Raw genomic sequence first — 19,499 nt, forward strand, 5'->3', positions numbered from 1 at the left:
GCCGATGGACTTCCACGTCTCGGACTCGTACTTCGTGGTGGCGCACTTCCACTACGTGGTGTTCGGCACCGTCGTCTTCGCGATGTTCTCCGGCTTCCACTTCTGGTGGCCGAAGATGACCGGGAGGATGCTCGACGAGCGCCTCGGCAAGATCACCTTCTGGACGCTGTTCATCGGCTTCCACGGCACCTTCCTGGTCCAGCACTGGCTGGGGGTGAACGGTATGCAGCGCCGGATCCCGGACTATCTGGCGGTGGAGGGCCTGACGCCGCTCAACACCCTGTCGAGCATCTTCTCGTTCGTGCTCGGCGCGTCGATGCTGCCCTTCTTCTACAACGTGTGGAAGACGGCCAAGTACGGCAAGAAGGTCGAGGTCGACGACCCGTGGGGCTACGGCCGCTCGCTCGAGTGGGCGACCTCGTGCCCGCCTCCGCGGCACAACTTCGTGGCCCTGCCGCGGATCCGCAGCGAGTCCCCGGCGTTCGACCTGCACCATCCGGCCGTCACGGAGAGGGAGTTGACCGCCCTGTGAGCAGGTTCGTCAACGAGGTCGAGGGTCATCTGCTGCTCGCCGCCACCCGCGAGGAGGGCCGCACGGCCGCCGAGCGCTTCACCGGGCCGCTGCACTGGCTCACCGACAGCCAACGGGCGGAGGTGGAGCGGCGGTTCGAGGCGGAGTACCTCGTACTCGCCCGCACCTCCTGGCAGCACACGGCGGCGCGTGCCGGGAGGTTGCGGGACGAGTACGAGGCGACGTACCGGCGGCTGCGGTGCCGGCTGCTGGCCGGCTGGCTGCTGGGTTGCGCCGTGCTCGTCGGTGTTCTGGTGATGTGTCTCGCCCCGGGCGCCTAGGACGTCCGGGGCGGGGACGTACGGGACACCGGCCGCTAGTTCAGCGTCCACTTCTGGTTGTCGCCGGTGCCGCAGGCCCACAGCACCAGGGAACTGCCGTTGGCCGTCTGGTTGTTGTAGGCGTCCAGGCAGAGCCCGCCGTTGACATTGGTGAGCGTGCCGTCGCTGTTGACGTTCCACTTCTGGTTGTTCTGGCCGTTGCAGTCCCAGATGACGACCTTGGTGCCGTTGGTGGTGCCGGCGTTGTAGGCGTCCAGGCACTTGTTGCCGTACACCACGAGTTCCTTGCGGGAGGTGTACGTCCAGGCCTGGTTCTGGCCGCCGTTGCAGTCCCACAGCTGGGCCTGGGTGCCGTTGGTGATGGTGTTGTCGTTGATGTCGAGGCAGCGGCCGGACTGCTTGCCGACGACGAGGTTGCCGTTGGTGCCGGGCAGCGGCTTGACCGTGATGTCGGCCAGGGTGGGGGCGCCCGTGAAGGTCAGGGTGTTGGACGAGCCCTTGGACAGGGCGACCTGGAGGCTGATGGTGCCCTGACTGGAGCCGGTCGGCGGGAAGGAGACGGTCGTCGCGCCCTGTCCGTTGACCTTGAGGGTCGCGGTGCGCGCCGTGGACGAGGTGTTGGTGTAGGCGACGTCCACGACCTTCAGGCCGGTGTTGCCGGCGACCACGCCGGAGAAGCCGGCCGTGCCGGTGTAGGTGCTGCCCGAGGCCTCGGTGCCGCCGGTGACGGTGAGCATCACCGAGCCGCCCGCCGGGACGCTGGTGGTGTAACTCGTGCCGAAGGTACCGATGTTCTGGCGCGTCCACAGGTCACGGACGGTCGCGTTCGCGGTGGTCAGGCCGAGGTCGGACCACCGGACGGTGATGTTCTGGGCGGTGGAGGTGCGGTTGAGCAGCACGGCCGCGCGGTTGCCGGCGCCGGACAGGACCTTGCCGTACACCTGGAGTCCCGTGGTGTCCTCGGCGACCTTCACGCCCTGGAGGCCGCGCGAGTCCTGGTCGACGGCGATGACCTCGGGGTTCTTGAGGATGTTCGCGGTCTCGGTGGTCATCGTGGCGAGGTTGTTGCCGGCGAGGAGCGGGGCGCCGGAGATCGCCCAGAGGCTCATGTGGGTGCGGTTCTGGGCGGCGGTGAAGCCGTCCATGCCGACCATCAGCATGTCGGGGTCGTTGTAGTAGCCGGTGTGCTGGGCGGTGGGGTGCACGTTCCGGTCGTAGTTGGTCAGCAGATTGGTCATGGACGGCTTGTTGCCGTAGATGATGATGTCGTCGTTGGTGCGCCACATCGCGCCCTGTCCCGGCGCCCAGTTCCACGGGTTCTGCCGGCCCCAGTTGCACAGCGACAGGGTCATCGGGCGGCCGGTCGCGGTCGTGGCCTTGGTGATCGCGTCGCTGATCGCCTGGTACGTGGTCTTCGCGTCGAGTCCCTCGGCGTCGCCGCCGCACCAGTCGACCTTCACGAAGTCGAAGCCCCACTGCGAGAACTGGAGCATGTCCTGGTCGTAGTGGCCCTCGCTGCCGGAGCCGGGCGCGGCGGGGCGGCCGGTCGGGTAGTAGTAGCCGCAGCCGTCCTTGCCGGCGTCGGTGTAGATGCCCGCCTTGAGGCCCTTGCTGTGGATGTAGTCGGCGATGGCCTTCATCCCGCCGGGCCACTCCGCCTCGTCGACCGTGATGTTGCCGGCGCTGTCACGGGTGCCCTGCCACCAGCCCTCGTCGATGTTGATGTACTGGTAGCCGGCCGCCGGCAGTCCCGAGGCGACGAACGCGTCGACCTGCTGCTTGATCACGCTGTAGTCGATCTTCGCGGCGAAGCTGTTCCAGGAGGCCCAGCCCATCGGGGCGGCGGGCACCGGTATCTGACGGCTGGTCGCCGCCTGGGCCCCGGTCGGCGGCGCGAACAGCAGGGCGGCGGTGGCGGCCAGCACGAGGACGAGGGCGCGTATGCCGGCGGCTCTGACGCGGCGTGCAGGGCGCGGTGGGGGGTACATGCGGGGCTCCTTGGTGCGGGGAGGAACACTCGAGGGTGACGAAATTTCGAACGGGGATCGACAGTCCGAACATGTCGCGCGCCGAAAGTAGAGCCGCCGGAGGGGGAAGTCAACGGTTGTGGCAGGTGTGAAGTAGCCGGTTCTCACGGGTCGTTCGCCCGTCGGGGCGTGGCACCGCGCCATACTGACGGGCGTGCGCGTAGCGATCATGACAGCGGGATCCCGGGGCGACGTCGCCCCCTTCACCGGGCTGGGACACGGCCTCGTGCGGGCCGGACACGAGGTCACCCTGGTCACCCACGGTTCCTTCGAGCCGCTCGTGGCGGGTTCGGGGCTCGGTTTCCACGCCCTGCCGGTGGACCCCAAGGCGGAACTGGAGTCCGCGCGCGGCCGGGCGCTGCACCGCAGCACGACCGGCGCCGGAAAGCTGGTGCGGGTGGTCACCATGGCCCGCACCCTGGCCCAGGAGATGGCGGACGACGTACTGGCGGCCGCCCGCGCGAGCGACGTACTGCTGCTGTCCGGCTCGCTCGCGCCCCTCGGGCACACCGTCGCCGAGGGCCTGTCGCTGCCGAGCATGGGCGTCTACCTCCAACCCCTCGCCCCCACCCGGGAGTTCGGGCCGCCCATGATGGGCGGCGGCTCCTGGGGAACCATCGGCAACCGGGTCGCGGGACACGGGGTGGGGCTCGCCGTCGAGCAGGTCTTCTCCGCGACCGTCCCAGCGCTGCGCAGTCGCCTGGGGCTGCCCCGCCTGGGGACCGGCGCGGCCTTCCGGGCCCGGGAGCGGCAGGGCTGGCCGGTGCACCACGGCTTCAGCCCGGCGGTGGTGGCCCGGCCGCGCGACTGGCGGGCCGGCCTCGAGGTCACCGGCTACTGGTGGCCGTACGACGTGGACAGCGAACTCCCGCCCGAGCTGCGGGAGTTCCTCGACGCGGGCCCGCCTCCGGTCTTCGTCGGTCTGGGCAGCGCGACCGTGCCGGACCCCGAGCGGCTCAGCGCCGACCTCGTGCGCGCCCTGCGCCGGGCCGGGCTGCGCGGGGTGATCCAGCGGGGCTGGGGCGGACTCGCGGCCGACGGCGACGACATGCTGACCGTCGGCGAGGTCGCGCACTCCGCCCTCTTCCCGCACCTGGCCGCCGTGGTCCATCACGCGGGCGCCGGCACCACCGCGGCCGGACTGCGGGCGGGGGTACCGGCCGTCCCGGTACCGGTCCAGTTCGACGCGGGCTTCTGGTCGGCCCGCCTGGTCTCCCTGGGCGTGGCGCCTGAAGTGGTACCGCTCCGCCGGCTCAGCACGGACGCGCTCGCCTCGGCCCTGATGCGGGTCACGCGGGATCCGGGGTACCGGGAACGGGCCCGGGCCCTGGGGGCGCGGATTCGCGCGGAGGACGGGGTCGCGCCGGTGGTGGAGGCGGTGAACCGGCTGGCGGACGCCTGAGGGGAAGGGCTTCAGGAGTCCGTCGCGGCCCGGTCCGACTCACTGCGAAGGACACGCCCCGCGGCGGCTCGGTCAGCCGGAGGCCGGCTGCCATCCCGCCGGTTGCATGATCGCCAGCAGCTGGCGCACCAGTTCCTCCACCACCTCGTCCAGCGTCGCGTCCACCCACCCCGCGCTCCAGTCGTGCAGCAGTCCGTTGACGGCGCCGATGAAGGCCGCCGCCGGGAGCCGGTAGTCCCTGGGCGCCGCCTCCCCGCGCGCGACCGCCGCGTTGGCCTCGGCGCACAGCAGGTCGATCCAGCCGGCGCGGCGGGCCAGGCGCTGTTCCTCCAGACGGGGGCTGACGCCGATGATCTCGACGAAGGTGATGCGGATACGGCGTGGATCGGCGGTGACGTTGGCGGCGTACGCGCGGAAGATCGCGGCGCCGCGCTGGGCCAGCGGAAGGTCGTCCGCGTCGGCCACCGCCGCCAGGACGGCTTCCTCGGCCCAGCCGTTGACCTGGAGATGGAGGGCGGCGAGGACGTCCTCCAGGGTGCGGAACTCCTCGTAGAACTGGCGGGTCGACAGGCCGGCGGCCTCGCTGAGCGCGGCGACCGTCGTGTTGCGGTAGCCGGGGGTGTCGCCGAACAGCTGGAGCGCCGCCTCCAGGAACCGGCGGCGCCGCAGCGCCTGTCTCTCCTCGGCGGTCTTGCCGCCGTAGCGGCCGGTCGGCGCCTTGAGCCTGCCCGCCACGGTCACCTCCGTTGATCGTCCACTGACTCGCCAATTTTGTCGTGTACGCAGTCTTGTGGAGAAGGGCGCCCCTTCCTTACTTTGCAGTAAGTTGACTCTGAAAGCATCTGTGTTCAGATTCACCCGCCCTGCTTTGGCATGTCCTACTCATGAACCCCACTCAGAGGAGAGAGCCGTCATGCCTGCCTTCAGAACCAGGCACCTCGCCGTCCTGGCCGCCGCCGTCGCCCTGACCGTCACCGCCCCGGCCACCGCCGCCTCCGCCGCGGACGCCGCCGCCCTGCGCGAGGTGCTGTTCGTCGGCAACAACTGGGAGGGCACCGCCGACGTCCTCAAGTCCTCCGGAGATCTGGCGAAGATCGGCCGGATCAACGTCATCCCCGACAAGGACGAGCGGATGGCGCAGATCAACGCCGATCCGATCAAGTGGATCTACTTCATGGCGATCCGCAACAGCGTCGGCGAGGGCCATGACCAGTTCGTCGACGACATGTACTCCACCCCGGACGGCACCTCGGTCGTGGTCTCCCGGCCGAGCTTCGCCGACGTCGTGTCGATCAACCTCTCCACCGGGGCCATCAACTGGCGCTTCCCCGTGTCGGGTTACCGCTCGGACCACATGGCGGTCTCCCCCGACGGCACCCGCGTCGCGGTGTCCGCCTCGACCTCGAACACCGTGCATGTGCTGGACATCAACACCGGCAAGCAGCTCGGCAAGTTCGGCACCGGCGACAAGCCGCACGAGAACATCTTCACCAAGGACGGCAAGTACATCTACAACATGGCGATCGGTGACGTGAACACCGACTCCGACGCCGCGTGGCTGGACTGGACGAAGGGCGACCGGCGCATCACGGTCGTCGACGCGACGACGTACCAGCAGGTCAAGGTCATCGACATGCGGCCGAAGCTGGACGCGATCGGGCTCACGGACTACTCCGACGCGGTCCGCCCGGCGGTGTTCTCCCCGGACGAGTCCAAGCTGTACTTCCAGGTGTCGTTCTTCAACGGCTTCTTCGAGTACGACATCGCCACCGACAAGATCACCCGCACGAAGACCCTGCCGAAGAACCCGGCGACCAGCGACGACCGCACCACGTTCGTCAACGACTCGCGCCACCACGGCATCTCGATGAGCCCCGACGGCAGCAAGCTCTGCGTCGCCGGGACCATGGACGACTACGCGACGGTCGTCAACCGCACCACCCTCCAGGAGGGCCCGCTGGTCACCGCCTCCAAGCCCTACTGGGCCACGGTCAGCGGCGACGGCAAGCTCTGTGTGGTCTCCGAGAGCGGCACCGACCAGGTCACCGCGATCGACTTCGCCACCGGCCAGAAGACGGTGTCCGTGCCCGTCGGCGACCACCCCCAGCGGGTCCGCCTCGGCCATGTCGCGGCGAACTGGACGAGCCCGGCCTCCTGAGGCTCAGCCCGTCAGCCGCTCCACGGCCTTGACCGCCTCGCCCGCCCCGTCCTCGGCGGCCATGAGCTGCGCGGCGGTCATGGCCGCACGGCTGTAGGTCTGCTGCCGTAGGACACGGCCGAGCGCGTCGGCGAGCGCCTCGGCCGTGAGCGACCGGAACGGGATCGGGTCGGTGGCGGCGCCGAGCGCGGCCAGCCGTCCCGCCCAGAACGGCTGGTCCGTCGTCACCGGCACGGGTACCGCGGGCACCCCGGCGCGCAGTCCGGCCGCCGCGGTGCCCGCTCCGGCGTGGTGGACCACGGCGGCGACCCGCGGGAACAGCAACGCGTGCGGCACATCCCCGACGGTGAGCACGTCGTCACCGTCGGCCGCGAGCCCGGCAGCGCCGGTCTGGAGAATCCCCCGCAGCCCGGCCCGCCGCAGGGCTCGTACGGCGATGTCGCTCAGCCGCTCGCCCTCGCCTCCCGCCATGCTGCCGAACCCGACGAACACCGGGCGCGGTCCGGCCGCGAGGAAGTCCTCCAGCTCGGCGGGCAGTCGACGGCTCTCGTCGACGTACGGCCACCAGGTGCCCGTGACCTCCAGTCCCGGCCGCCAGTCGGAGGGGCGGGGCACGAGGGTCGCGCTGAAGCCGTGCAGGACCGGCCGGTCCGCCCGCTCCTGACGGCGTCGCATCGCGTGCGGGGTGACCGGGGGCAGCCCGAGATCGTGGCGGAGTCGGGTGACCGCCGGGGTGTAGAGGCGGTCGGCCATACGGAGCGCGAAGCGTCCGGCCGTACGGTTGCCCAGCCGCCCCAGGGAACGGGCTCCGGTGACGACGGGCGGGAAGTCACCCGTCGGAGCGGCGGGCACGAGATGGGCGCCGAGCGCGGGGATTCCGGTCGCCTCGGAGACGTGCCAGCCGAGCGGAGCGGTGGTCGTCGACAGCATGAGCAGGTCCGTCCCGGGGTCCACCGCCTCGGCGAAACCCCGCCCCAGCTCGGTGATGAACTCGGCGGCGGTGCGCATCAGTTCACGTCTGGTCGCCGCGCCGCCCTCCGCCCGGGCCGGGAGGGACCGGAACTCCAGCCCCGCCTCCGTCACGAGGCCCGCGAAAGCGTCCGGCGCGGCGAGCGCGACCTCGTGTCCGGCGCGGCGCAGCTCGGCGCCGAGCCCGGTGTAGGGGGCGACGTCGCCGCGTGATCCGGCCGCGGCGATCAGGATCCTCATCTCTCGTCCTCCGGGGAGTCGTGGCGGGCCGCGTTGGCGTGGACGGCCTTGGCCAGCCAGTCGGCGAGGCCGGGCCGTTGCTGTGACGGCGGGACGACGAGGGCGAAGGCGCGCGGGTCGGCAGCGAACTCGTCCGCGAGCCGCAGGTGCATGGCGGGCGGGCAGTGGGTGAAGGACCGGCTGATGTGCTGCCGGTGTTCCTCGGCGAGGTCCATGACCGCGTCACCGTCGCTCGGCTCCCCGGCGTCGAAGGCCGCGAGCAGCCGTTCCCGCCACTCGGCGGCCTCCCCCATGATCCGCCGCCAGTCCTCCTTGGAGTAGGCGGCGGCCCGCGCCATCGACTCGCGCTGCCCCTGAGAGTCGGCCCACTTCAGCTGCCGTTCGGTGGCGTAGCTGAGGTCGAAGCCGATCTCGCCGAAGACCTCGAAGCGTTCCTGCGGAGTGAGGGTCACACCGGTCTGCTGGACCTCGATGGCCCGCTCGGCGACCTCGGACAGCCGTTGCAGCCGGGCGATCTCCTCGCTCAACTGCCGTTGCCGTGCCCGCAGATGGTCCAGGGCGTTCGCCTGCGGGTCGCGCAGGATGGCGGCGATCTCTTCGAGCGGAAAGCCGAGTTCGCGGTAGAAGAGAATCTGCTGGAGCCGGGCCAGATCGGCCTCGTCGTAGAGGCGGTATCCGGCCCGGGTCCGGGTGCTGGGCGTGAGCAGGCCGGTCCGGTCGTAGTGATGGAGCGTGCGCACCGTCACCGCGGCCCAGGACGCGACCTGCCGCACGGAGTAGCTCATTCACCTGCCCTTTCGTCGGGGTCCAGCCTCAACCCTGACGTAAGGAGAGGGTCAAGCGCGTCAGCTGAACTTCGACGCCATCCACGTGGCCAGTTCGGACTTGGCCGCGCTCAGTACGGACGCGGAGGGCGAGGTGGCCCCGTTCGTCACCAGCGCGTAGTGCAGGGTGCCGCTGTCGGAGTCGGTGAGCAGCAGGCGGCGGCTGCCGGTGCCGCCGGGTTCGACGGTCGTGCCGATCGGGGTCGTCGAGGTGTACGCCGGCGGGGCGTACGCCGTGCCGAGGTCGGAGACCACGGTGGTGGAGGCGGTCGGGAAGGAGGCCGGCAGATGCAGCTCGGTGGGTGCCGAGCCGCTGCCCGAGCGCCAGACCAGCAGTGAGTACTGACCGGACCCGACCAGCGAGGACACGTTGGGCAGGCTGCTCGGGACCGGGTTCCAGGTCAGGGTCGTGGAGCCGTCGCGGGAGCGGTCCTCGTAGGTGAAGGCGAGGGTGCTGCCCGAGGTGGCGCTCGGGTAGATCCGGTCGAGCAGCCGGGCGTCCTGACGGAGCACCGCCGTACCGGAGTCGTCGAGGCGTACGGCCGACAGGTCCTCGTCGTTCCAGGCGTCCGCGGTGGTGAGCACCTTGTCGGGGTTGTAGTTCATGAGCTCGTGGTGGCGGCCGTTGTAGATGTCCCACTGCCACTGCGAGCTGGACAGGACCGGCCCCGAAGTGGCGGGCGTGGTCCACCAGTTGGCGCCCTTCACCCGGGAGTCCATGGCCTGGTACATCGCCTTCAGGACCGTCGGGGCCTTGCCGGCGGTGTTGCCGTTCAGCGGGTGGCCGAACTCGCTGACGACGGCCGTGGTGCCGAGCGCGGAAGCCCGGTCGCGGACCGTGGCGAAGTCGGTCGTGTACTGGCCGTCCGAGGCGTTGCCCCACATGAGGATGCCGGAGATGGCCTTCTGGTCGTAGAAGTGGGTGTTGAAGACATAGCGGGAGCCGATCGAGCCCGCGTCGAGGAGTCCGCCCTCCTCCTTGCTGACGTTGCCGTTCCAGAAGAGGTTCGGCTCGACGAAGGCGGGTTTGCCCTGCCAGCCCGCCGCGTCCATGCGGGCGCGGAACTTCACGTAGAACGGCCACAGCAGGTCGCGTTCCCAGGTGCGGCTGTTCTGGCCGGAGTCGTAGGTGCCGGCGTACGGCTCGTTGTAGGGGTCGAAGCCGAGGACGCCCGCGAACTGCTCGGTCGACAGGTTCTGCTTGACGTACGCCATAGTCTGCTGGGCCATGCTCAGGAAGGAGTCCTGGAGACCGTGGGCGTTGTGCCAGAAGTCGTACTGGGCGGCCTTCACCGCGCCGTTCTGGGTGATGTTCTGGCCCCACAGGAAACAGATCCCGCAGGATTCGTCGGGGTAATTGCCCAGTTCCACCGCCCACTTGGGGGCGCCGTCACCGGTGTACCAGCTGTCGGTGTCGAAGAGATGGCGGGAGTAGAGGTCCTGGTGGAAGTCGGGGTAGACGCGGATACCGGCGTCCAGGAAGGCGCCCATCTGCGCGGTCGCGGCGGACAGGTAGCTCGTGTCCAACTGGCCGCGCACCGGTTCGGCGTACGCCCAGGACAGCAGGAAGCGCACGGAGTTGCCGCCGCCGAGGGCTCTCAGCGCGGTGGCCGACTTCCTGGCGTCGGCGACGGAGGCGAAGGGGAGGCCGTGATTCTCGTCGAGCTTGGTCTCGCCGGAGACGTTGTAGCCGCGCAGGACGACCTCACGGCCTTGGCCGTCGACAAAACGGCCGTTCGACACGGTGAGCGCCGTGCCGTCGAACCAGAGGGAATTGGGGACGGCGGCGGTGGCGGGCCCGGCGCCCGCCACCGTCAGGGATCCGAAAAGGACGACCAGAACAGCCAGCAGACGAGCCCGGATATTCGGCATGTCCACTACAGTCAAGCGCTTTCCGGCCACCGTCAACACTTGTGACTCATGAGTAAGTCTCAGGTTTTTTCACACGTTCTTTCTCAGCCAGCTCAGTCGGCCACTCTGCGCGTCACGTTCAACAGGTACTCCTTGCGGTTCAGCGGGTTGTGATCGGTACGCGGACGGCTCGGCACCTCGCCCCGCAGGACCGGCGCGTAGTGGTCGAAGCCGCTCTCCAACTCCCCCTCGCCACGCGTGAGTCCGGGCAGCCGCTGCTCCAGCCCGTGCACCCGGGCCGCCGGCACCGCGCCCTCCAGGACACAGACGTCACCGCGGGTCTCGGTGGTCCGCGGTACGGCCTGGAGCGCCGCCAGCACCGGAAGCAGCGCGCCCAGCGTGTCGGCCGGGGCCTCGATCCGGAAGCGGTGCATCGGCTCGTACACCTGGGTGTCCGCCCGCCGCAGTGCCTCGCTCAGCACCAGCGGGGTCAGACCGCGAAAGTCCGCCCCGGTGCTGGACATGCTCTTGTCGAAGCCCTGGTGGGAGTGGCTCTGGCGGGGCCAGTAGCCGGAGTGGGTCATGGTGACCGTGCAGTCGGTGACCTGCCAGCCGTTGAGCCCCTGGCCGAGGGTCTCGCGGACGGTGTCCTCGACCGCCTTGAAGAAGGCGTACGGCATCGCCCCGAGCTCCACCTCCAGCCGGAAGGCGACGCCGGAACCGGCCGGGGCGGGGTCGACGCGCAGGCCGACGGTCGCGAGGAAGGGGTTGGCGTCCTTCTTGATGAACTCGGCGGCGGCGCCCGACCCGGCCGGCCGCTCGACGCACAGCGGCGTGGTCTCGCGGAACCCGACAGCGAGCCCGAACTCCTCCGCGAGAGTGGCCTGAATGACCTCCTTCTGGACCTCCCCGTACAGGGACACGGCGGTCTCCCGCCGCACCTCGTCGTGGCGCAGGCCGATCAGCGGGTCCTGCTCGGCGAGCCGGGTCAGCGCGAGATGCAGCGCCCGCCGGTCCGTCGCCGGCCCGGGGACCACGATGGTCTCCAGGGTCGGCGGGGCGAAGAAGTGGCCGTGCGCCTTGCGGGGTTCGCCGATCGAGTCCCCGATGCGGACATCGGCCAGACCCCAGAGCCGCGCGATCCGCCCCGCCGGGACCGCGTCCTCGCGCAGGTCAGTGCCGTGGTCGAAGACGCTGACCGCGGTGATGCGGCCCTCGTCGCGGGCGTCGCCGCCTCGGACGTCGCCGAAGGGGACGCGGTCGCGGGTGTGCAGCGTGCCGGAGAACATCCGCGCGTAGGCGATCTTCTCCCCCGCCGGGCCCCGCTCGACCTTGAACACGGTGCCGGAGACCGGCCCGTCGGGGTCGCCGTCGGCGCGGGGCAGCAACTCCTTGATCCCGGCGATGAGTTCGGCCACCCCGGCGCCCGTGACGGCGGAGCCGAAGAACACCGGGTGGACGAGGGCCTGTCGGGTCTGGGCGACCAGGGCCGCACGCGTACGGTCCGGTGCGAGCGCCCCTTCGACGTACGCGGCGAGCAGGTCGTCGTCGTGGTCGGCGAGCACGTCCACGGGTACCGGTCCCGGCACGAACGCGGCCTCGCGGGTGCCGAGTGCGACGGCTCGCCCCATCGGGACGACCGCGGGCGTCAGCCGCTCGGCGAGGGCGCACAGGACGGCGTCGTGGTCCGCTCCGCGCCGGTCGATCTTGTTGACGAAGATCAGCGTGGGGATGCGCAGCCGCTGGAGGGTCCGCATCAGGACACGGGTCTGCGCCTGAACACCTTCCACGGCCGACACGACCAGGACGGCGCCGTCGAGCACGCCGAGGACGCGCTCCACCTCGGCGATGAAGTCCGGGTGGCCGGGGGTGTCGATGAGGTTGACGGTGACGTCGTCGACCGCGAAGGAGACGACGGCCGACTTGATGGTGATGCCGCGCTGCCGTTCCAGCGCGAGGGAATCGGTCTGTGTGCTGCCGGCGTCGACGCTGCCGATCTCGTCGATGACTCCGACCGAGTGCAGCAGCCGCTCGGTCAGGCTGGTCTTACCGGCGTCGACATGGGCGAGGATCCCGAGGTTGAGCAAGTGCACGAAGCGTCATGTCCTTAGAAGAGGGGGTCATTCCTTCTCGGATGGACATGCGTGCTCCTCGCATTACTGCTCTCCTCCATTGATCGCCGATCGGTCTCCAGCAGTGCAGCAGAGCCGCGCACCGGACGCCAACGAATTAACGCTCAACAAAGCCATGTCACGGCCCTCGCCCGCTCTCCCTACCAGTCCTAGAGTGACGCGCATCACGTCCGGTGTTTCCTGGGAGGGCACATGACCCGTATCTCGGTGAAGGTGGACGGAACCAACTACGAGGACGAAGTGGAACCCCGTCTTCTTCTGATCCACTATCTGCGTGACCGCCTCGGCCTGACCGGGACCCCCATCGGCTGCGACACGTCCAACTGCGGGGCCTGCACGGTCGACCTGGACGGCGAGAGCGTCAAGAGCTGCTCGGTCCTGGCCGTCCAGGCGGACGGCAGCGAAGTGACCACCGTCCAGGGACTGACCACGAACGGTGAGTGGACGGGGCTCCAGCGGGCGTTCCACGAGCGGCACGCGCTCCAGTGCGGCTACTGCACACCGGGCATGATCATGGCGGCGCGCGACCTCCTGCGGGACAACCCGCACCCCACGTCGGACGAGGTGCGCCACGCCCTGGAGGGCAACCTGTGCCGCTGCACGGGCTACCAGAACATCGTCCGCGCGGTCCTGGACGCCTCCGAAGACGCCTCGGCACACGCTTCGCCCCAGGAGGTGCGGACATGACCGAGACCCTCGAACCCGAGGTCGGCCGCTCCCGTCCCCGCAAGGAGGACGCCCGCCTGCTCACCGGCCAGACCAACTGGACCGACAACATCAGCGTGAATGGCCTGCTCCACCTGGCGATCCTCCGCAGCCCAATGGCCCACGCCCACATCGACCGCGTCGATGTCTCCCCCGCCCTCGAACGCCCCGGTGTCGTCGCGGCGTTCAGCGGCGCCGACCTCGCGGACGGGCTGGGCTCCCTCCCCTGCGCCTGGCCGGTCACCGAGGACATCGTCCTGCCCGACCACCCGCCGATCGCCGTCGACGAGGTCCGGTACGCCGGCGACCCGGTGGCGGTCGTCGTGGCCCGCGACCGGTATCAGGCCGCCGACGCCCTGGAAGCGATAGAGGTCGACTACACCCCGCTGCCCCCGGTCCTCGACCTGGAGGCAGCCCTCGCCGAGGACGCCCCTCTCGTCCACTCCGACAAGGGCACCAACCGCAGCTACCTCTGGCCCCTGAAGACCGGCGAGGACTTCGAGACGGTACGCGAGCGCGCCGAGGTCACCCTCAAGCGCCGCTACGTCCACCAGCGGCTCATCCCCAACGCCATGGAACCGCGCGGAGTCGTCGTCACCCCGCTCGCCGCCTCCGACGAGTACACCCTCCACTCCTCCACCCAGATCCCGCACATCCTGCGGATCATGCTCGCCGTGGTCACCGGGATCCCCGAGCACAAGCTGCGCGTGATCGCCCCCGACGTCGGCGGCGGCTTCGGCTCGAAACTCCAGGTCTACGGCGAGGAGGCCATCGCCCTCACCGTCGCCCGGCGCCTCGGACGCCCGGTCAAATGGACCGAGTCCCGCTCCGAGGGCTACCTGGCCACCCACCACGGCCGCGGCATGATCCAGGACATCGAGATCGCCGCGAACCGCGACGGCAAGCTGCTCGGCCTCAAGGCGGACCTGCTGGTCGACATGGGCGCCTACCTGATGCTGGTCACCCCGGGCATCCCGATCCTGGGCGCGTTCATGTACCCGGGGATCTACAAGATGGACTCCTACGAGCTGGGCGTCACCGGCGTCTTCACGACCAGGACCCCGACCGACGCCTATCGCGGCGCCGGACGCCCGGAGGCGACGTTCGCCATCGAGCGGATCATGGACGAGCTGGCCGTCGAACTCGGCCTGGACCCGGTGGAGTTGCGGCGCCGCAACTGGATCGGGCACGAGGAGTTCCCGTACACCACGATCGCGGGCCTCACCTACGACAGCGGCAACTACGAGGCCGCGACCGAAAAGGCGCTCGCGCTCTTCGACTACGACAAGCTGCGCGCCGAGCAGGCGGACCGCAACCGCCGGGGCGACTCCGTGCGCCTGGGCATCGGAGTGTCGACGTACACCGAGATGTGCGGGCTCGCGCCGAGCCGGGTGCTGCGGGATCTGCGGTACGCGGCGGGCGGCTGGGAGGCGGCGACCATCCGGATGCTGCCCACCGGCAAGGTCGAGGTGGTCACCGGCACCAGTCCGCACGGGCAGGGGCATGTGACCTGCTGGAGCCAGATCGCCGCCGACGTGCTTGGCGTTCCCTTCGAGGACGTCCAGGTGGTGCACGGCGACACCAAGGCCGCCCCGCAGGGCATGGACACCTACGGCTCGCGCTCCCTTGTCGTCGGCGGCACGGCGATTCACCACGCGGCGCGGAAGGTGGTGGACAAGGCCCGGAAGGTGGCCGCGCATCTGCTCGAAGCGAGCGAGCAGGACCTGGAGTTCACCAACGGCGTCTTCTCCGTCAAGGGCTCCCCCGACGCCCGCAGGACCATCCAGGAACTCGCCTTCGAGACGTTCTCCTCGCACGACCTGCCCGACGGCATGGAACCCACCATCAACGCAGGCCACGTCACCGACCCCGACAACTTCTCCTACCCGCACGGCACTCACCTCTGCGCGGTCGAGGTCGACACCGAGACGGGACGGACTCACATCCGGTCCTACGTCTGCGTAGACGACGTCGGCAAGGTGATCAACCCGATGATCGTCGAGGGCCAGGTGCACGGCGGACTCGCGCAGGGCATCGCGCAGGCGCTGTACGAGGAGGCGGTCTACGACGACCACGGCAACCTCGTCTCCGGCACGATGGCCGACTATCTCGTCCCGTCGGCGCCGGACCTGCCGGACTTCGTCACGGACCGCACCGAGACGCCCGCGACCACAAACCCCCTGGGTGTGAAGGGAGTCGGTGAGGCGGGCACGATCGCGTCCACGCCCGCCGTCGTCAACGCCCTCGTGGACGCGCTGCGTCCGTTCGGCGTGACGGACATCCGCATGCCCTGCACACCCGAGCGGGTGTGGCGAGCGATCGAGGAGGGCTCGGCATGATTCCCCCGGCATTCGACTACGCCCGTCCCACCGACGTCGCCGAGGCGGTGCGCACGCTGGCCGAGGCCGGCGAGGACGCCAAGGTGCTGGCCGGCGGACAGAGCCTGCTGCCCCTGCTCAGGCTCCGCCTCGCCTTCCCGGAACTGGTCGTGGACGTCGGCCGCATCCCCGAACTGCGCGGAGTGCGCGAGGACGGCGACGCGCTGGTCATCGGCGCGATGACCACCCACCACGACGTGATCCGGGACCCGCTGGTCCGCCGCCACGCGGGCCTGCTCGCCGCCGCGACGGCGACGGTCGCGGATCCGGCCGTACGGCATCGGGGCACCCTCGGGGGCTCCCTGGCGCACGCCGATCCGGCCGGGGACCTGCCCGCGGTGGTGCTGGCGCTGGACGCCGAGCTGGTCGTCCAGGGCAGGCACGGTCGGCGCTCGATCCCCGCCCGGCAGTTCTTCGTCGACTATCTGCAATCGGCCCTGGAACCGGACGAGTTGCTCGTGGAGGTGCGAGTGCCGAAGACGGACGGCTGGGGCTTCCACTACGAGAAGTTCGGGCGGGTCGCCCAGTCCTGGGCGATGGTCGGGGTGGCCGCGCTGGTGCGCCGCGACAACGGCCGGATCGCCGAGGCCCGGGTCGGTCTCACCAACATGGGCACGACCCCGCTGCGGGCCGCCGCGACCGAGGAGGCCCTGACGGGTGCCGGGGACGCGGACGCCGTGGCGCGGGCCGCGGAGTCGGCGGCGGTGGCGACCCAGCCGTCGCAGGACGTCTCGGCCTCGCCGGAGTACCGGGCACATCTGGCGCGGGTGCTCACCAAGCGGGCGGTGCTGGCCGCCGCCGGGATGGGGTGAGCGGCGATCATTCGGTTCGACGGCCCGGAACAGGTGCGGGCCGGTCTCGAGGAGACGGGGTACCTCGTCGACGACGGGCTGGCCGTCGCCTGCTTCCTGGCCCTCCGGCTGGCCCGGCCGATCTTCTGCGAGGGCGACGCGGGCGTCGGCAAGACCGCGCTCGCCTCCGCTCTCGCCGAGGCACTCGACGCCCCGCTGATCCGGCTCCAGTGCCACGAGGGCATCGACGCCTCGCAGGCCCTGTACGACTGGGACTTCCCACGCCAGTTGCTGCATCTGCGCGCCGCCGAGGCGGCCGGGGTCACCGACGCCGACCGGCTGGAGGGTGAGCTGTACGACCGGCGGTTCCTGGTCGCCCGGCCGTTGCTGCGGGCACTGGAGACCCACCCGTCGGTACTGCTGGTCGACGAGATCGACCGCGCCGACGACGAGTTCGAGGCGTTCCTGCTGGAGCTGCTCTCGGAGTACTCGGTGACGATCCCGGAACTGGGCACGCTGCGGGCCGCTGTGCCGCCGGTGGTCGTGCTGACGTCCAACCGGACCCGTGAGGTGCATGACGCGCTGAAACGCCGCTGCCTGTACCACTGGTTCGACCATCCCGACTTCGCCCGCGAACTCGCCATCGTGCGGCGGCGGTTGCCCGGTGTCTCCGCTCGGCTGGCGGAGCAGGTGACCGCGCTGGTGCAGGCGCTGCGCGCACAGGAGCTGCTCAAGCCGCCCGGCGTCGCCGAGACGATCGACTGGGCCGAGGCCCTGGACGCGCTGGGCGCGAGCGAGGTGGATGCGGAGTTGGCGGTGACGACGCTGGGGTCGGTGCTGAAGTATCGGGAGGACGCGGAGCGGGCGCGGGGGCTGGACTTCGCGGCAGTACTGAGCGCTCCGTCGGGCGGGCCGTGATGGGTCGTCGGTCGTCTGCGGCAACGTCGTGGCTGGTCGCGCAGTTCCCCGCGCCCCTTCTGGGCTTCGCCCGTGCCCTCCGCGCGGCCGGCGTCGATGCGAGTGCGGACCGGGTGCACGCGTATCTGCGTGCCGTGGACGAGTTGGGTCTCGGTCTGCGGGCGGATGTGTACTGGGCGGGGCGGCTGACCCTGTGCGGGGACCGGGACGACCTGGAGCGTTACGACCGCGTGTTCGCCGCGTACTTCGGCACCGGCGAGCCGGACCGGAGAGGCATTTCCGTGCCTCCCCCGTCCCGGCTACGCCTGATCGCACGGAATGCCCCTGAACCTCCCACCACCACTTCGGGCGATCGCGAAGGACCGCCCACCGCAACCCTCGCCAGTTCCGTCGAGGTCCTCCGCCACCGCGACATCGCCGAGCTGTCCGTTGCCGATCGTGAGCAACTGCGGCGTCTGTTGGACGTGTTCGCGTTGCGCGGCGAGTTCCGGCGCAGCGCCCGGAGGCGGCAGGCTCGGCGCGGGACCGTCGATCCGCGCCGGACGGTGCGGGAGCTGTTGCGGCGGGGCGGCGAGCCCGCTCGGCTACGGCATCACGTCGGGCGCGAGCAGCCCCGCCGGGTCGTGCTGCTGGTCGATGTGAGCGGTTCGATGGCGCCGTACGCCGACGCGCTGCTGCGGTTCGCGCACGCGGCCGCCCGGGGGCCGCGCACCGAGGTGTTCACGCTCGCCACGCGGCTGACGCGGGTGACCCGTGAGCTGACGCATCGCGATCCGGACCTCGCGATGCGGGCGGTGGCGGCCGCGGTGCCGGACTGGCGTGGGGGTACTCGGCTGGGTGTGCTGCTGCGGGAGTTCCTGGATCGGTGGGGGCAGCGCGGGATGGCGCGGGGCGCTGTCGTGGTGGTGCTGTCGGACGGCTGGGAGCGTGGCGATCCGGAGCTGCTGGCGGCGCAGATGCGACGCTTGCGGCGCCTGGCCCACCGGGTGATCTGGGCCAATCCGCGCAGGGCACGCCCCGGGTACGCGCCCTTGGCGGCCGGGATGGCGGCGGCGTTGCCGAGCGTGGACGCGTTCGTCGACGGGCACAGCCTGGCCGCGCTGGAGAGCCTGGCGGCGGTCGTGAGAGGAGCGGATCGTGCGTGAGATTCTCCCGGCGCTGAGCGCCTGGTACGCGGCGGGAGTGCCGTTCGGACTGGCGACCGTGGTGGGCGTGAGCCGCAGCGCGCCGCGCGACCCCGGCGCGGCGATGGCCGTGGGGCCGGACGACGAGGTGGTCGGCAGTGTCTCCGGGGGGTGTGTGGAGGGGGCGGTGTTCGAGCTCGCGCAGGAGGTCGTGGCGAGCGGTGAGGCGCGGTTGCAGACCTTCGGGTACAGCGACGAGGACGCGTTCGCGGTGGGGCTGACCTGCGGTGGCGAGATCACCCTGCTGGTGCGGCCCGTCACCCCGGCCACCGACCCGGCGTTCGGCGAGGTCGCCGAGTCGGTGGCGGCTGGGCGCCCGGTGACCGTGGCGACGGTGACCGACGGTCCCGCGCCGCGCGGGGCGAGCCTCGCGGTGTGGCCGGACCGGGTCGCGGGGAGCCTCGGCACGGACGGTCTGGACGTGGCGGTCACCGCCGACGCACGCGGTGAACTCGCCCTCGGGGCAACGGGGTTGCGGCACTACGGGCCGCGCGGGGAGCGCCGCGAGGACGCCGTCACCGTCTTCCTGCACTCCTTCGCCCCGCCCCCGCGGATGCTGGTGTTCGGTGCCATCGACTACGCCGCCGCGGTCGCCCGGATCGGTGACTTCCTCGGTTACCGGGTCACGGTGTGCGATGCCCGCCCGGTCTTCGCCACCCCCAAGCGCTTCCCGCAGGGCGTCGAGGTGGTCGTGGACTGGCCGCACCGCTATCTGAAGAGCACCGCCACCGACGAACGCACGGTGATCTGTGTGCTCACCCACGACCCCAAGTTCGACGTGCCGCTGCTGGAGGAGGCGCTGCGCCGGCCCGCCGCGTACATCGGGGCGATGGGCAGCCGACGTACCCACGACGACCGGATGAAGCGGCTGGTCGAGGCCGGGTTCACGGACCGTGAGCTGGCCCGGCTGCGCTCCCCGGTCGGGCTCGACCTCGGCGCCCGCACCCCGGAGGAGGTGGCCGTCTCCGTGGCCGCCGAGATCGTCGCGCTGCGCTGGGGCGGCACCGGTACCCCGCTGACGGCGACCGCCGGCGCCATCCATCCGCAGGGATCATGAGGAGGAGGCAG

The 19,499-nt window shown here is 70.8% G+C and carries 16 protein-coding genes; 10 read left to right on the plus strand and 6 right to left on the minus strand.

Translation table 11 applies throughout. From position 1 onward, the window contains the following. A partial coding sequence (locus ABKA17_RS05890; RefSeq protein ID WP_353690785.1) for a cbb3-type cytochrome c oxidase subunit I occupies positions 1 to 532 on the plus strand: 532 nt, incomplete at its 5' end. Beyond that, complete coding sequence (locus ABKA17_RS05895) at positions 529 to 852, plus strand: hypothetical protein (RefSeq protein WP_353690786.1); 324 nt, start codon at positions 529 to 531, stop codon at positions 850 to 852. The genes ABKA17_RS05890 and ABKA17_RS05895, both read left to right, overlap by 4 nt. A 35-nt stretch (positions 853 to 887) precedes the next feature. On the opposite strand, the gene ABKA17_RS05900 is transcribed toward ABKA17_RS05895, so the two are convergent. After that, positions 888 to 2,840 carry a ricin-type beta-trefoil lectin domain protein gene (locus ABKA17_RS05900; protein ID WP_353690787.1) on the minus strand — a complete coding sequence of 651 codons (1,953 nt, stop codon included), beginning with the start codon at positions 2,838 to 2,840 and terminating at the stop codon, positions 888 to 890. A 208-nt stretch (positions 2,841 to 3,048) separates the two neighbouring features. Between ABKA17_RS05900 and ABKA17_RS05905 the strand changes: the two genes are divergently transcribed. Further along, positions 3,049 to 4,281 (plus strand): glycosyltransferase, encoded by a 1,233-nt coding sequence (locus ABKA17_RS05905; protein ID WP_353691597.1) that lies wholly within the window; start codon positions 3,049 to 3,051, stop codon positions 4,279 to 4,281. A gap of 72 nt (positions 4,282 to 4,353) precedes the next feature. Here ABKA17_RS05905 and ABKA17_RS05910 read toward each other — a convergent pair whose 3' ends face one another. Then, positions 4,354 to 5,016 (minus strand): TetR/AcrR family transcriptional regulator, encoded by a 663-nt coding sequence (locus ABKA17_RS05910; protein WP_353690788.1) that lies wholly within the window; start codon positions 5,014 to 5,016, stop codon positions 4,354 to 4,356. Positions 5,017 to 5,194: 178 nt separating this feature from the next. On the opposite strand from ABKA17_RS05910, the gene ABKA17_RS05915 reads away from it, so the two are divergent. After that, the gene (locus ABKA17_RS05915; RefSeq protein ID WP_353690789.1) at positions 5,195 to 6,439 is read left to right on the plus strand and encodes a YncE family protein; all 1,245 of its coding nucleotides are present in this window, start codon (positions 5,195 to 5,197) and stop codon (positions 6,437 to 6,439) included. Between the two features lie 3 nt (positions 6,440 to 6,442). Here ABKA17_RS05915 and ABKA17_RS05920 read toward each other — a convergent pair whose 3' ends face one another. The 4 genes from ABKA17_RS05920 to ABKA17_RS05935 all read right to left on the minus strand — a co-directional run bounded on the left by ABKA17_RS05920 (position 6,443) and on the right by ABKA17_RS05935 (position 12,416). Beyond that, positions 6,443 to 7,648 (minus strand): glycosyltransferase, encoded by a 1,206-nt coding sequence (locus ABKA17_RS05920; RefSeq protein WP_353690790.1) that lies wholly within the window; start codon positions 7,646 to 7,648, stop codon positions 6,443 to 6,445. Next, on the minus strand, positions 7,645 to 8,433 hold the full coding sequence (locus ABKA17_RS05925) for a MerR family transcriptional regulator (RefSeq protein WP_353690791.1): 789 nt from the start codon (positions 8,431 to 8,433) through the stop codon (positions 7,645 to 7,647). The genes ABKA17_RS05920 and ABKA17_RS05925 overlap by 4 nt, the downstream gene beginning before the upstream one ends. A gap of 60 nt (positions 8,434 to 8,493) precedes the next feature. After that, complete coding sequence (locus ABKA17_RS05930; RefSeq protein WP_353690792.1) at positions 8,494 to 10,344, minus strand: glycoside hydrolase family 5 protein; 1,851 nt, start codon at positions 10,342 to 10,344, stop codon at positions 8,494 to 8,496. A 92-nt stretch (positions 10,345 to 10,436) separates the two neighbouring features. Then, positions 10,437 to 12,416 (minus strand): GTP-binding protein, encoded by a 1,980-nt coding sequence (locus tag ABKA17_RS05935; RefSeq protein ID WP_353690793.1) that lies wholly within the window; start codon positions 12,414 to 12,416, stop codon positions 10,437 to 10,439. Positions 12,417 to 12,647: 231 nt separating this feature from the next. Between ABKA17_RS05935 and ABKA17_RS05940 the strand changes: the two genes are divergently transcribed. The 6 genes from ABKA17_RS05940 to ABKA17_RS05965 are packed head-to-tail and all read left to right on the plus strand — an operon-like array spanning position 12,648 to position 19,488. Further along, the gene (locus ABKA17_RS05940; RefSeq protein WP_353690794.1) at positions 12,648 to 13,142 is read left to right on the plus strand and encodes a (2Fe-2S)-binding protein; all 495 of its coding nucleotides are present in this window, start codon (positions 12,648 to 12,650) and stop codon (positions 13,140 to 13,142) included. Continuing rightward, a complete protein-coding gene (locus ABKA17_RS05945; protein ID WP_353690795.1) occupies positions 13,139 to 15,499 on the plus strand; it encodes a xanthine dehydrogenase family protein molybdopterin-binding subunit in 2,361 nt (786 codons plus the stop codon). Before ABKA17_RS05940 ends, ABKA17_RS05945 begins: the two co-directional genes overlap by 4 nt. Then, positions 15,496 to 16,350: an FAD binding domain-containing protein gene (locus ABKA17_RS05950; protein WP_353690796.1), complete on the plus strand. Its 855-nt coding sequence runs from the start codon at positions 15,496 to 15,498 to the stop codon at positions 16,348 to 16,350. The genes ABKA17_RS05945 and ABKA17_RS05950 overlap by 4 nt, the downstream gene beginning before the upstream one ends. Before the next feature lie 33 nt (positions 16,351 to 16,383). Continuing rightward, positions 16,384 to 17,247 carry an AAA family ATPase gene (locus ABKA17_RS05955; protein ID WP_502994149.1) on the plus strand — a complete coding sequence of 288 codons (864 nt, stop codon included), beginning with the start codon at positions 16,384 to 16,386 and terminating at the stop codon, positions 17,245 to 17,247. Next, entirely contained in the window at positions 17,247 to 18,392 is a 1,146-nt protein-coding gene (locus ABKA17_RS05960) for a vWA domain-containing protein (RefSeq protein WP_353690797.1), read from the plus strand. The genes ABKA17_RS05955 and ABKA17_RS05960 overlap by 1 nt, the downstream gene beginning before the upstream one ends. After that, positions 18,385 to 19,488: an XdhC family protein gene (locus ABKA17_RS05965; RefSeq protein WP_353690798.1), complete on the plus strand. Its 1,104-nt coding sequence runs from the start codon at positions 18,385 to 18,387 to the stop codon at positions 19,486 to 19,488. The genes ABKA17_RS05960 and ABKA17_RS05965 overlap by 8 nt, the downstream gene beginning before the upstream one ends. The last annotated feature ends 11 nt before the right edge of the window (positions 19,489 to 19,499 follow it).

Source organism: Streptomyces sp. RG80 (assembly GCF_040446465.1).
Classification (GTDB): Bacteria; Actinomycetota; Actinomycetes; order Streptomycetales; family Streptomycetaceae; genus Streptomyces.